The sequence below is a fragment of the Cohnella herbarum genome (genome assembly GCF_012849095.1).
Lineage (GTDB): Bacteria > Bacillota > Bacilli > Paenibacillales > Paenibacillaceae > Cohnella > Cohnella herbarum.
The window spans coordinates 1,733,366-1,745,864 of record NZ_CP051680.1 but is presented as its reverse complement, the minus strand read 5'-3'; the positions used below and the strand labels follow the sequence as shown (position 1 = coordinate 1,745,864).

The window sequence follows — 12,499 nt, the reverse complement described above, 5'->3', positions numbered from 1 at the left end:
GGAGATTTAAGATGAACGTGAGAAGAAGGATTCGCCAATTGCGACGTTACCGGACGATTGCCGCTGCTTTTGCCCGCAACGGCCTCGGATACGTTTCGAACGAGATGGGCCTCACGGAGAAGCTTCTGTATTTCAGAAGCGAGGAGCGGAAGGGGATACGGGCGAAGAACACCGGTGAACGGATACGTTTACTGTTGGAAGAGCTGGGGCCGACGTTCGTGAAGTTAGGGCAAATCGCGAGCTCGCGCCCCGATCTGCTGCCGCCGGACATCATTAAGGAACTGGAACGCCTGCAAGACCAGGTGAGGGCTTTCCCTTTCGAGGTCGCTTCCGGGATCATCGAGCAAGAGCTGGGAAAACCCGTCGAAGATCTGTTCCTGCAATTTTACGAGACCCCGCTGGCCGCGGCTTCCATCGGTCAAGTCTACCATGCCCTGCTTAAAGACGGCACCGAGGTCGTAGTCAAAGTACAACGTCCTAACATTCATGCGCTTATCGAAACCGATCTGGAAATTATGGCGGATTGGGCAAGATTGGCCGAGAGTCGTCTGGAATGGGCGCGCAGTTACCGGTTAAGCGAGATCGTGGACGAACTGGGCAAAGCTTTGCGCTCCGAGCTTAATTACGGAATGGAAGCGCGCAATGCCGAATTGTTCGCGCTCCAATGCAAGTCCATGAAACACAGCCGCGTTCCGGCTGTATATTTGGGCTATTGCTCGAACCGGGTAATCACGATGGAATACATAGAAGGAATCAAGTTAACCGATCAAGCTCAGCTTGATCGGGCAGGGTTAAATCGTAGTGTGCTCGCCGAGAGATACGCGACGATGATCCTGCATCAAGTGCTGATCGAAGGCTTCTTCCATGGCGATCCCCACCCCGGCAATGTGTTGGCGCTCCCGGATGGTCGACTGGCCTGGCTGGATTTCGGGATGATGGGCCGATTATCTTCCGAGACCAAGAACCATTTCTCGTCGTTCGTCATTGCTCTCAGGAATCAAAGCACGAAGGGCGTGCTTCGCGCGATATCCGATATGGGCGTCGTGCCGGAAGGGGCGGACATGAGACAATTGAATTCCGACGTCGACGAACTGCGGGATAAGTATTATAAAGTGCCTCTAGACCGCGTACGAATAGGCGAGGCGGTTCATGATTTGTTTTCCGTAGCTCTGCGTCATCGCATTCAAATCCCCAAGGAGCTGACTTTGCTCGGGAAGACGTTATTAACGATGGAGGGCGTCGTCACGACGTTAGATCCAACCTTCAGCGTCATCGACGTAGCCGAACCGTTCGGGAAAAAATTGATTTTGGAAAGATTGAATCCCGGGCGGCTCGTCAAAAAATGGGCGGAGGAAATTCCCGCCTATCTTGATTTATTGAATGATATCCCGTTAAGCTTAAAACAGTTGTCCATCTTGTTGCGGCAGGGAAAACTTCGCGTCGAAGTCGCCAGCCCTCAGGTAGAGGCATTGATGAAGAAAATGGACCGGATCGGCAATCGTCTTTCTTTCAGTATCGTATTGCTTGCTCTTAGCATCGTTATGCTCGGATTGATTGTCGGAGCCGCTTTGAGTCATTCGCGTACGGTGCTATGGCGGGTCCCCGTCATCGAGATCGGCTTGGGAATTGCCATGTTTATGTTCATGTGGCTGCTGTTCTCGATTTTTCGATCCGGTCGTTTTTGATGAAAAGGTGGATATCGGTATGGAACATCGAACGACGGATAAATGGAATGAAGCCATGTGGGCCGAGGCGGAGCAAGTGTATCATGAGGCTTTTCCCGAACATGGCCGGAAAAATCGAGCGATCGTTCGTCGCATGTTCGACAGACGCATATGTACGTTGCATACTTGGAGCGAACGCGACGAGATTGTCGCGATGGCTCTGACAGCATTAAATTTGCGTGCCCGGATGCTCGTGATCGACTATCTCGCCGTTCGGCGAACTTGGCGCGGACAAGGGGTAGGGCGTTTATGCATCGAGAATATTCGGGACTGGGCTTTGACCTCTATGCCGGACACTCGGGGCATCGTCATCGAGGTCGAAGCCGAGGAGACGAAGGAAAACGCGGAACGCGTTCTTTTCTGGGAAAAAGTCGGATTTCGTTTAACGGATTACGTTCATTCTTACATTTGGGTTCCCGAGACGTATCGGGCTATGTTTCTTAGCTTCGACGATAGCGCAGCCATAGAGGATGACGGCCGATCGTTGTTCAAAGCGATTACGCAGTATCACGAGAAAGCTTATCGCAACGGAAATGGATAGGAGGAAAGTCGCAGTGGCAGGGCAGGGAATAACGGAAAAATGGCGACACGGGGATCACTTCCCGTTGTCGCCATTTTTATCTATTGATCCGTTTTTCTTTGCACGAGAATCGTCAAACTGACCAAAGTAACGAAGATCGTGGCTCCCATATCGGATAAGATGGCCACCCACAAAGTTAACCAACCGGGGATGGTAAGGAGCAGAGCCAGAAGCTTCAAGCCCATGGCGACGCCAATATTGAACCGAATGATGCGATTCACTTGTCGAGCTACTTTGATCGCGGCGGGCAGCTTTCCGAGATGGTCCTGCATGAATACGATGTCGGCCGTTTCGATCGCGCTATCCGTTCCTTTGCCCATCGCGATTCCGAGCTGCGCGGAGGCAAGGGCGGGAGCATCGTTTATTCCGTCCCCGATCATGCCGACCGTGCCCCGGGTTGCGAGCTGCTTTACTTTGGCAACCTTGTCCTCAGGAAGCAAGTTGCCGTAATACTCCTTAATACCGATTGCGTTAGCTACTTTCTCGGCGGTCTTCTGGTGGTCGCCCGTCAGCATGACGGTATGGCGAATGCCGCTCCGATGCAGCGCCGCGATGACCGAACGGCTCTCTTCGCGGAGTTCATCGGAAATGCCGAACATTCCGATTACTTGCTTCTCGTCGGCTACAAGGACGAGAGTCAGACCGCTTTCCTTGAATTGCTCGATCGCGTCATGAACATCATTAGGCATCGTTATGTGTTCCATGCTTCTTTCGTTCCCGAGCCAATAGGATTTACCTTCGTAGGTCGCGACAATGCCTCTCCCCGACACGGCCTCGATCGCTTCGGCATCCTTAGGCTCAATACCCTTGCGATGAACTTCCTTCATAATGGCTTTGGCAAGCGGATGATTGGACGATTTCTCGATCGCGCCGGCAACGGCTAGAAACCGGGATTCATCGTATACGATGGTTTGCTCGACATGGGGTTCGCCCTTCGTCAGGGTGCCGGTTTTATCGAAAGCCAACGTATCCAGTTTACCTAACTGTTCCAGGAACACGCCGCCTTTGATCAGAATACCGTTGCGCGCATTCCGGGTAATGCCGGCCACGATAGCAATCGGAGACGATAAGATCAACGCGCAAGGACAACCTACGATAAGTACGGCTAAGCCTTGATACAACCATTTCGTCCATTCGCCGCCGAGAAACAGAGGAGGGATGACGATGACGAGAGCGGCGACGATCATAATGAGAGGAGTGTAATATTTGGCGAATTTATTAATGAACAGCTCGGTAGGCGTTTTTGTTTCTTGGGCTTCTTCCACGAGATGAAGAATTTTGGCCAACGATGAATCGGCATACGCTTTGTCGATACGAATTTGCAGAACGCCTTCGTTGTTTATGCTGCCGCCGAAGACCGATTCGTTTTCCGCTTTCTCAACCGGGAGAGCTTCGCCCGTAATCGCCGACTCGTTAACGGAGCTCTTCCCGGATAGGACCGTGCCGTCGGAGGGGATCTTTTCCCCGGGTTTGACTAAAACTCTGTCGCCGATTCGGAGCGTTGCAATCGGTACAACGGTTTCCTCGCCGGCGTTCCCGAGTTTGGTTGCTTCTTTGGGAGCGACTTTTAGGAGCGTTTCCATGGATCGCCGCGCTTTTTCCATCCCCAAACCCTCTAGCAGTTCGTTAAGGCCGAACAAAATGGCGACAAGGGTCGCTTCTTTCCATTCTCCCAACGAAATCGCGCCGACCAGAGCAACCGTCATCAGAGTGTCTATCGTGAATTTAAGGCGGAACAGATTTTTTAAGCCCTTCACGAACGTTGTATATCCGCTAAGCGCGGTTGCGGTCAAATACAACAAAATAACCGCTATATCGGCCGTTTGATCGTCCATGAATATCGCGCCTAAGTAAATAACGGTCGAAGCTGCCAGGATGCCGATCATTTTCTTATTGCCCTGGCTGTGATTATGCTCGTGCTCATGATTATGTTTATGTCCGTGCTCATGGGAATGTTCATGTCCCGAATAACCGTGAGCGTTAGAGGAAGCCGCAGCTTGTTTCTCGATATAAGCGCGGTCGCCGTTCAGAATCTTATTTACTTGATCTAGGGGCACGCGTTCGTCTAAACGTAACTTGCCGCTATTATAACTAAGAGTCGCGGTTTCACCGTGTTCCAATTGGCGAATTTCATGTTCCAGCACCTGGGCGCAATTGCCGCAAGAAAGGCCTTTAACCCGATATTCAATCATAAGAAGGACCAACCTCCGCAAGTTAAATGAATAGATGCTCATATGTTATTCCGAATTTGCGATGATGTCAATGGAATCCGCACTTTGTCGATTGATCGTAACCTTTCCGAAAAACAAAGGACTTGTTATAATGGTACCCAAGAGTTTAACGCAAAGGTGATGTTGAATCTGGAAAAGCAAACGGTAGAAACGTGCGATACCACTTGCGTAGGAACGGATACGGATTTGACCGAGATCAAACAAAAGATGGTCGACGATACTTCCGCGAACGATCTGGCCGAACTATTCAAGGCGCTCAGCGATCCTACGCGCGTGAAATTGATCGGAGCCTTGTTGATAAACGAATTATGCGTGCACGATTTGTCGGTGTTGCTAGGCATGGGACAGTCGGCGATATCGCATCAGCTTCGTTATTTAAGGAATCTTAGAATCGTGAAGCGACGCAAGTCGGGTAAAACCGTTTATTACTCCTTGGATGATTTGCATATCGAACAATTATTCGTCCTTACGCTGCAGCACTTGAAGCATGAGTAGATCGTATGAACGAATGAGCAGTTTTTTCGCTAATTTTCCGCGAGAAAAGGACAACCAGGCTACTCTGGTTGTCCTTTTCATGATTGAACTTCGTTAGTGGGTTCCCCGAGCATTTTGATTCAGGGCACCCATTCGACTTCCTTTACCCGCCGAACCCTTTGAGCAACGGCATAATCGTCTTGACCATTCCCATTCCCATTTTCACCATCGGCATCGCTTTGTTAAAGAATCCCATAAACTCGGTAAAGCCTCCGAAACCTCCGAAGAAACCGCCACCGCCACCGCCGCCTTGAGCTTCGGCGGCAGCTAACCCGCCACCCGCGCCTAACCCGGCATTACCGCCACCACCGCCACCACCTAACCCGGCACCGGCGCCCATCAACGTTTGGAACATGGGTAATAATCCGGACACTTTCACGTTTTTACCCCGTTTGGAGGACGGACGACGACGAATTGCGCCATGTCTTCTTTTTCCGGAAAAAATTAATTGGTCTTTATCGATACCCTCGATTCGTCCGTAGTAACAACTTCCGTCCTTAAGCTCGATGCAAACGGGAACACCGATCATCCTGACGGCTAATTCTCTTGTCGATTTCCGTTTATTCGTCATGGCAGGACGACTCCTTTCAATTCGGCTTCTTATGTTACAACGTATTCCGAAAATGCGGAGATGCTTGTATGTTTAACTAGATGATGGCGAAGGCTAAGCGACAACACGCTCAAGAGGGATCATTTTCATGGTTGCATTATAGATATTTTGTGTCTATAATAGACAAATCGAGTCTATATAGCTCGACGATTCAAGGGGGGATAGGCATGCAATTTTCCAAAAGCACGGGTTACGCGTTGCACGCTCTTATTCATCTGGCGAGAGCGCAGCGCGGCCATAACGTCGGCATTAAGGAACTATCCGGGTTGTTGGGGGTCTCCGAAAGCTACTTATCCAAGATCATGTCTAAGCTTAGGCAGGATGGCATTTTACGAGCGGTTACGGGAGCGAGCGGCGGTTACGAGTTGGCAAGAGACGCTGATCGGATTACGTTTCAAGAAGTCGTTCAAGTCGTCGAGGGCAGGCAACAGTTGTTCGAGTGCGTGAATCTGAACGGACATCCAGGCAACAAGGAATGTTTGGTGAAGAAAGTAATGAACGGCGCAGAACGGCAGATGTACGAATATCTTGAGCATCATACGATCCAGTCGGTGTTGGATTCGGCTTCCATAGATAACGACTCTGAGCTTAGCAAGAAGTAAGGGTTGCTTCTTGTATTCTATTGTGGACATTAAAGATCCAGGAGGATGATAATAAATGAATGAACAACAACGGATAGACGTAGCGATCATCGGCGGAGGACCGGCAGGAATGAATGCGGCACTTGTTCTGGGGAGAGCAAGAAAAACCGTCATCGTCATCGACGAAGAACGCCCGCGGAATCGGGTTACTCGCGAGACGCACGGGTTTCTAACGAGAGACGGAGTTTCTCCAAGCGAATTCAGGCGTATCGCGAGAGAACAAATAAGCGCTTATCCTTCCGTGCGTTTCGTGTCGGATATAGCAGTCACGATCGAGGGATCCGACGGGGATTTTCTTATGACGACCGAGCAAGGAGCGACCTACCGGAGTAAAAAGGTTTTGTTCGCAATGGGCAAGAAAGATCTTCCGTTCGATATCGAAGGATTAGCGGAAGTATATGGAAAAAGCGCTTTTGTGTGCCCATATTGCGATGGTTGGGAGCTGCGAGATCAGCCGCTCGTTTTGATTGCGAAAGGGGCAGGCGCGGTGCATTTTGCCAAAGTGGTGTCCGGTTGGTCCGATCATAAGGTCATTTGCACGAACGGACCCGACGACATGACGGAAGAACAGCGCGAGGAGCTTAAGCGGCATCACATCCCCGTTTTCGACTCGCCAATTCTTCGTATCGATTCCATCGACGGTAAAGTGCAACATATCGTTCTGGAGGATGGAACAAACGTTCCTTGCACGGGAATTTTCTTTGCGACTAAACTGGTTGCCGGATCGGAATTGCCTCAAGACCTTGGTTGCAGAGTATCGGAGGCAGGCTCGATAATCGTAGATGCATTAGGCAAAACGAACGTACCGGGCGTATACAGCGCCGGAGATGCGGCAACGGAGCTCTACCAAGCGATTACGGCCGCTGCGATGGGATCGTTGGCCGCGGTGGGAATTAATAGCGAGCTGCTTACGGAAGCATGGGAAAGCGTTAAGTAACGAATATGAACGAAGGCTCAGGGAATTCTAAGCAAGTATTTTATTGCTTGCTTCGTGTAGTTCACACAAAGAATTCTCAAGGAGGCCAAAGCGTGTCGAATTTGAATATCGGAATTATATTGGGGAGTACCCGTCAAGGGCGCGTAAGTCCGCAAGTAGGCGAATGGGTTAAAGGCATTGCCGACAAACGCGGAGACGCGAATTACGAGATCGTGGATATCGCGGATTACAAGCTGCCTCTGCTTGGCGAAGCGGATGCTACCGAACAAGCGACGGCGTGGAACGTCAAGTTGGCTAGCTTGGACGGCTTTGTATTTATCGTGCAGGAGTATAACCACAGCATATCCGGCGCATTGAAGAATGCTTTGGATTATGCTCGCGAAGCGTGGAACAACAAAGCGGCTGGAATCGTTAGCTACGGTTCGGTAGGCGGAGCTCGGGCAACGGAACATCTGAGAGGGATACTGGCGGAGTTGTCCGTAGCGGACGTTCGAGTACATCCGGCTTTATCGTTATTTACCGATTTCGAGAACGGAACGGTATTTAAGCCGGCCGATCTGCATTTGACGAACGTGAACGGGATGCTCGATCAAGTGTTGGCCTGGAGCGGAGCATTGAAGACTTTGCGGTAATGAAGCAGAGAAGTCCGCGACTGAATCGCGGACTTCTTCGTTACATAAAAAAACACCTTCCTACCGTTGTTTCCGGTTTAAAGGTATCTGTATATAGAGTGTAAATTCGAATGCGAATTGGTTGCGGGGGCAGGATTTGAACCTGCGGCCTTCGGGTTATGAGCCCGACGAGCTACCGGGCTGCTCCACCCCGCGAAAGTAAAAACGAGCATCATATTTATTTCATCGACCAGAATTCATACTTTACAGCAGTTCACGTGAAGAAGCAAGTATTATTTTGAAAGAACGAAAAATCACATGATCATCGGCGAGTCTTACCAGATCAAAAACGCCTTCCGTTCACGGATTCGACACATTGTTAACGAAAGTGCCACAGGTTTATGACAGAATGATGATGGCTCTGCAACTAACGAGTACGCGGATGAAAATTTATGTTAGCATGTGGAGGTGAGAAGGAACAGGGAGGAGTGTTTGTGTCATGCGTACGCAAACCGGTCAATTGAGTTTCGACTTGTCAACGAACTCATTCTCGAAAGTATTATTCGATACGATAAAAATAGGTATCATTAAGTCTAATCTCATTGCGATGTTCGCGGGGCTTAGCATGGCATTGTTCGTCAATGAAATCCCGTTCTTCGATAAAATCGGAAGCATCGCGCTCGCGTTCATCGGTTCCTCTTTGGTGATCGGTTCCGCGGGAGCGTTCAATAATTTGTACGATCGGGATATCGATGTCATCATGGAACGAACGAAGAGGCGACCTACCGTAACCGGTCGTGTGAGCATGACTACCGGATTGGTCATCGGGATCGGGATGGCGATCGTCGGATTGTTCGTCCTGTACATGGCTTCGCCGCTTGCCGCGTTGTTCGGATTCCTCGGCCTGTTCCTCTATGTCGTCCCTTACACGATGTGGACGAAACGCAGAACGGTCTATAATACGGAAGTTGGGAGCTTATCGGGAGCGACACCGCCTCTTATCGGGTGGGCCGCAATCTCGTCCGATATGATGCATCCCGGTATCGCCGCTCTATTCTTGTTGATGGTGATCTGGCAAATGCCGCATTTCTACGCGATCGCGATTCGTCGTATGGAGGAATATCGCGCGGCTAACATTCCGATGTTGCCTGTCGCCAAAGGCATTCGGAGAACATACCTTCAGATGAACGCGTATCTCGTGGCGCTTATCGCCTCCAGCTTCTTGTTCTGGTCGTTTAACCCTTATATCGCCATAACGAACGCGTTGCTCAGCGCGGCATGGCTGATTCTGAGCTTCGTCGGATATCGCCGCATGCAAGAGAGCGGCTGGGCGAGATCGATGTTCATTTTCTCGTTGAATCACATTACGGTCGTTTTGCTGTTCGTTATCGGCTACTCGCTGCTCATGCCATTGTTCTAATCGAACTTCATCCCGCGTTTCGCCTCGAAGGCGTAGAGCGGGATTTTTTTACGATTCAGTAAGTAGTTAATTTGCTCTACTTATATGAATCGTCTCCGACAAAAACGGTTTTCCGCCATTCCTAAGGACGGCGGAATCCGTTTTTGCTTGTTTGAATTGCGTTCATCGGAGCAGTTAGTGTACGATTTAAGGTAGGAAACAACAGGAAAGGACAGTGAATGATTCATGCAAGATACAGTTAAATTGACTTCGCTTTCCAGTAAGGGCGGCTGCGGATGCAAAATCGGCCCCGGGGATCTGCAACAGGTGATTCAAAGCCTTCCTAAGTCCGAGCCTAACCCGAATCTACTGGTCGGTCTAGACACTAGCGATGACGCAGGCGTTTATCGTTTGAACGATGAAATGGCATTGGTACAAACCGTCGATTTCTTTACGCCGATCGTAGACGATCCTTACGATTTCGGACGAATCGCCGCGGCTAACGCGATCAGCGATATTTACGCGATGGGCGGCAAGCCCTTAACGGTATTGAACATAGTTGCTTTTCCGATTACGACTTTAGACAAACAAGTTCTTGCCGATATTTTGCGCGGAGCCGGAGATAAAGTCAGAGAAGCCGGAGCCACGCTCGTTGGAGGGCATTCCATTGACGACAAAGAACCGAAGTTCGGTCTCGCCGTTACCGGATTAATTCATCCGGACAGAATCCGCACGAATGCGGGAGCTAAGCCCGGCGACAAATTAATTCTGACCAAACCGATCGGCGTCGGCATATTGACGACCTCGATCAAGAAAGACCAATTATCCTCCGATGAGATCGCACGATTAACCGAAGTTATGGCTACGTTAAATAAGAAAGCCGCCGAAATTATGGAGCCTTACGATGTGAATGCTTGCACGGACGTGACCGGATTCGGATTAATCGGACATGCTTTGGAAATGGCCCGAGGAAGTAACGTAGGCTTAATCCTTAATCACCGGGATGTTCCGCTTCTTCCTCGCGTTAAGGAGTTGGCCGAGAACGGCTTCGTGCCGGGCGGCACGAAAAACAACTTTTTGCACGTACAAGACCATGTGCGGTTTCCTGAAGACATGGATCAGGTCAGTCGCTGGATCTTGTGCGATGCCGTTACTTCCGGCGGATTATTGATATCCGTCAACTCGGAACAAGCGGAGAAGCTACTCCAAGAAATGAAGGAAGCAGGCGTCGAAGCAAGCCTGATCGGTGAAATTACTACGGATCATCCTAGCCGAATCGTCGTTGCTTGACCCTGCGAAGGAGAACGTCGACATGTTGCAAGATTTAACGTTAGAAGAATGGGCTTCGTTACGCAATACCAAAGAGCTTACATTAATCGATGTCCGTTCCCCTTCCGAATTCGAAGAAGCTACGATACCGGGCAGCCTGAATATTCCGATCTTCGACGACGCGGAACGCGCCGAGATCGGAACGCTGTATAAACAGACGAGCATTCAGGCCGCGAAGGAGAGGGGGCTAGAGATCGTCTCCGCCAAGTTGCCTTCATTCGTGAGGAGTTTCGGGCGAATCCCCGGGAAAAAAGCGGTTTTCTGTTGGCGCGGAGGGATGCGGAGCCGGACGACGGCGACACTCTTATCCTTGATGGACATTCGCGTATACCGATTAATCGGGGGATACAAGGCTTATCGCAAATGGGTGATCGACTCCCTGGAGTCGATTCCGTTCGAATCGCCTGCCTTTATCCTTCAAGGACTTACGGGATGCGGTAAAACCGCCGTGTTAAGCGCATTGCAAGAGCAAGGGGCGGCAGTGTTGGACTTGGAACGGCTAGCGGGACATCGCGGATCCATTTTCGGACATATCGGCTTGAAGGCTCATAACCAGAAGACGTTCGATTCCTTGCTCTTGGATGAAATGCTGCATATCCACAATGCTCCTTACGTGATTTTCGAAGCGGAAAGCAAACGAATCGGCAAAGTCGTGCTTCCCGATTTCCTCATGCGCAAGAAGGAAGAAGGAACGCAGATTTTACTTGAGCTTCCGTTGAAGGCGCGGGTCGATCAGATTCTTAAAGACTATCGGCCATGGGAAAATCACGATGCGTGCCTGTTGGCGTTTCATAAGATCAAATCCCGGATCCATACGCCCATTGCGGCTGAAATCGAGCAGAGCCTGAAGGATAGTAAGTATGACCGGGCGGTGGAACTGCTTCTCGAATATTACTATGATCCTCGTTACGAGCATTCCTTCGATCAGTACGAACCGATGAATAAAGCGGTTATTCAGGCCGATTCGGTGGACGAGGCTATTCAAGCCGTGGAAGCGGTCATATCCAACAAACAAAGAGCAGCAGAAGATCAGCGTGCCCATTAAAATCAAATAGGTTAAACGGAAGGAATGCCGGATTTGGGCATTCCTTTATTTTTATTATCCATGATTTGCGACCTTGGCGCGTACACATATAGAAATGGACGATAGAGGGGTAAGCGTCGATGGGTGCAAAGTTCGTTAAGCTGCTCGGACTCATTGTTGGCGTCGCGGTCGTAAACATTGTCGTGCTGTCGCCAGGACTTATCGGAGTAACGTTCGGCGAGAATGCTCTCGCTACGGCATCAGGAGTCACTTTGCTGTTCGCAAGCACGTTTGCCGTGCTTTACGGCAGCTACGCATTACTGTTTAAGTCATCGGTCGCGCTCCCGGTAAAGCAACTCCAAACCCATGAAGACTTCGTGCAAGCCATTGTTCGCTACAAGCACGTCAAGTCATTTCGGGAAGATATTTCGCTCGCCTTGGAGCAACTCGAGAGAATGAGAAAGAAGCAACTGACATTATTTCAAGTCCTTAACCAGCGATTCGAACCGAACGAGTTAAGCTACAAGAAGTTTGCTTCCGTCGTTCTGACGGTAGAGAAGCTCTTCTACATGAATGTAAGGAGCGTCTTGAACAGGTTTTCCGTCTTCGACGAGTCGGAGCTCGAAGGCGCTTGGAGGCGGGATCCGGAGCGCTTATCTTCGAAGCTTCAGCAAGAGAAAGCGAATATGCATAACGAACATCTTGCTTTCGTGAAGAGCTCTCTGGATGCGAACGAAGAAATGCTGTTGAAGCTGGATAAGTTGCTGATGGAAATTTCGCGCCTAGACGGTCTTGATCCGGGAGAAATCGAAAACATGCCCGGGATGCAGGAGATCGACTCGTTGATCAAGCAGACGAAATATTACAAACAGTGAGAGG

Annotated in this window: 12 protein-coding genes and 1 tRNA gene; 10 read left to right on the top strand and 3 right to left on the bottom strand. The window is 50.2% G+C overall.

The window, feature by feature from the left end; all coding sequences use genetic code 11:
• Positions 1 to 11: 11 nt before the first annotated feature.
• Both HH215_RS07635 and HH215_RS07630 read left to right on the top strand, forming a co-directional pair.
• Positions 12 to 1,685, top strand: a complete 1,674-nt coding sequence (locus HH215_RS07635; protein WP_169279351.1) for an ABC1 kinase family protein — start codon at positions 12 to 14, stop codon at positions 1,683 to 1,685.
• Positions 1,686 to 1,704: 19 nt separating this feature from the next.
• A complete protein-coding gene (locus tag HH215_RS07630; protein ID WP_169279350.1) occupies positions 1,705 to 2,265 on the top strand; it encodes a GNAT family N-acetyltransferase in 561 nt (186 codons plus the stop codon).
• Positions 2,266 to 2,345: 80 nt separating this feature from the next.
• Here HH215_RS07630 and HH215_RS07625 read toward each other — a convergent pair whose 3' ends face one another.
• On the bottom strand, positions 2,346 to 4,496 hold the full coding sequence (locus HH215_RS07625; protein ID WP_169279349.1) for a heavy metal translocating P-type ATPase: 2,151 nt from the start codon (positions 4,494 to 4,496) through the stop codon (positions 2,346 to 2,348).
• Between the two features lie 159 nt (positions 4,497 to 4,655).
• Between HH215_RS07625 and HH215_RS07620 the strand changes: the two genes are divergently transcribed.
• The gene (locus HH215_RS07620; protein WP_174887674.1) at positions 4,656 to 5,030 is read left to right on the top strand and encodes an ArsR/SmtB family transcription factor; all 375 of its coding nucleotides are present in this window, start codon (positions 4,656 to 4,658) and stop codon (positions 5,028 to 5,030) included.
• Between the two features lie 142 nt (positions 5,031 to 5,172).
• On the opposite strand, the gene HH215_RS07615 is transcribed toward HH215_RS07620, so the two are convergent.
• Complete coding sequence (locus tag HH215_RS07615; RefSeq protein WP_169278020.1) at positions 5,173 to 5,640, bottom strand: hypothetical protein; 468 nt, start codon at positions 5,638 to 5,640, stop codon at positions 5,173 to 5,175.
• Positions 5,641 to 5,846: 206 nt separating this feature from the next.
• On the opposite strand from HH215_RS07615, the gene HH215_RS07610 reads away from it, so the two are divergent.
• The 3 genes from HH215_RS07610 (at position 5,847) to HH215_RS07600 (ending at position 7,889) form a co-directional block, all read left to right on the top strand.
• Entirely contained in the window at positions 5,847 to 6,281 is a 435-nt protein-coding gene (locus HH215_RS07610) for an RrF2 family transcriptional regulator (RefSeq protein WP_169279348.1), read from the top strand.
• A gap of 55 nt (positions 6,282 to 6,336) precedes the next feature.
• Positions 6,337 to 7,257 (top strand): NAD(P)/FAD-dependent oxidoreductase, encoded by a 921-nt coding sequence (locus HH215_RS07605; protein ID WP_169279347.1) that lies wholly within the window; start codon positions 6,337 to 6,339, stop codon positions 7,255 to 7,257.
• A 92-nt stretch (positions 7,258 to 7,349) separates the two neighbouring features.
• The gene (locus HH215_RS07600) at positions 7,350 to 7,889 is read left to right on the top strand and encodes an NADPH-dependent FMN reductase (RefSeq protein WP_169279346.1); all 540 of its coding nucleotides are present in this window, start codon (positions 7,350 to 7,352) and stop codon (positions 7,887 to 7,889) included.
• A gap of 118 nt (positions 7,890 to 8,007) precedes the next feature.
• Here the strand turns inward: HH215_RS07600 and HH215_RS07595 are convergent.
• Positions 8,008 to 8,084 (bottom strand) — tRNA-Met (locus HH215_RS07595).
• A gap of 283 nt (positions 8,085 to 8,367) precedes the next feature.
• On the opposite strand from HH215_RS07595, the gene cyoE reads away from it, so the two are divergent.
• The 4 genes from cyoE (at position 8,368) to HH215_RS07575 (ending at position 12,495) form a co-directional block, all read left to right on the top strand.
• Positions 8,368 to 9,288, top strand: a complete 921-nt coding sequence (gene cyoE, locus HH215_RS07590) for a heme o synthase (protein ID WP_169279345.1) — start codon at positions 8,368 to 8,370, stop codon at positions 9,286 to 9,288.
• A 225-nt stretch (positions 9,289 to 9,513) separates the two neighbouring features.
• Complete coding sequence (gene selD / locus HH215_RS07585; RefSeq protein WP_169279344.1) at positions 9,514 to 10,557, top strand: selenide, water dikinase SelD; 1,044 nt, start codon at positions 9,514 to 9,516, stop codon at positions 10,555 to 10,557.
• A gap of 22 nt (positions 10,558 to 10,579) precedes the next feature.
• Positions 10,580 to 11,641 (top strand): tRNA 2-selenouridine(34) synthase MnmH, encoded by a 1,062-nt coding sequence (mnmH, locus tag HH215_RS07580; RefSeq protein WP_169279343.1) that lies wholly within the window; start codon positions 10,580 to 10,582, stop codon positions 11,639 to 11,641.
• Between the two features lie 119 nt (positions 11,642 to 11,760).
• Complete coding sequence (locus HH215_RS07575) at positions 11,761 to 12,495, top strand: hypothetical protein (protein WP_169279342.1); 735 nt, start codon at positions 11,761 to 11,763, stop codon at positions 12,493 to 12,495.
• The last annotated feature ends 4 nt before the right edge of the window (positions 12,496 to 12,499 follow it).

Excerpts from the sequence above, each read along its gene's own strand:
- HH215_RS07630 (WP_169279350.1), top strand. The coding sequence starts at position 1,705 with ATGGAACATCGAACGACGGATAAATGGAATGAAGCCATGTGGGCCGAG.
- selD (WP_169279344.1), top strand. The coding sequence starts at position 9,514 with ATGCAAGATACAGTTAAATTGACTTCGCTTTCCAGTAAGGGCGGCTGC.
- HH215_RS07615 (WP_169278020.1), bottom strand. The coding sequence starts at position 5,640 with ATGACGAATAAACGGAAATCGACAAGAGAATTAGCCGTCAGGATGATC.
- cyoE (WP_169279345.1), top strand. The coding sequence starts at position 8,368 with ATGCGTACGCAAACCGGTCAATTGAGTTTCGACTTGTCAACGAACTCA.
- HH215_RS07635 (WP_169279351.1), top strand. The coding sequence starts at position 12 with ATGAACGTGAGAAGAAGGATTCGCCAATTGCGACGTTACCGGACGATT.
- HH215_RS07625 (WP_169279349.1), bottom strand. The coding sequence starts at position 4,496 with ATGATTGAATATCGGGTTAAAGGCCTTTCTTGCGGCAATTGCGCCCAG.
- mnmH (WP_169279343.1), top strand. The coding sequence starts at position 10,580 with ATGTTGCAAGATTTAACGTTAGAAGAATGGGCTTCGTTACGCAATACC.
- HH215_RS07620 (WP_174887674.1), top strand. The coding sequence starts at position 4,656 with ATGTTGAATCTGGAAAAGCAAACGGTAGAAACGTGCGATACCACTTGC.
- HH215_RS07610 (WP_169279348.1), top strand. The coding sequence starts at position 5,847 with ATGCAATTTTCCAAAAGCACGGGTTACGCGTTGCACGCTCTTATTCAT.
- HH215_RS07605 (WP_169279347.1), top strand. The coding sequence starts at position 6,337 with ATGAATGAACAACAACGGATAGACGTAGCGATCATCGGCGGAGGACCG.
- HH215_RS07575 (WP_169279342.1), top strand. The coding sequence starts at position 11,761 with ATGGGTGCAAAGTTCGTTAAGCTGCTCGGACTCATTGTTGGCGTCGCG.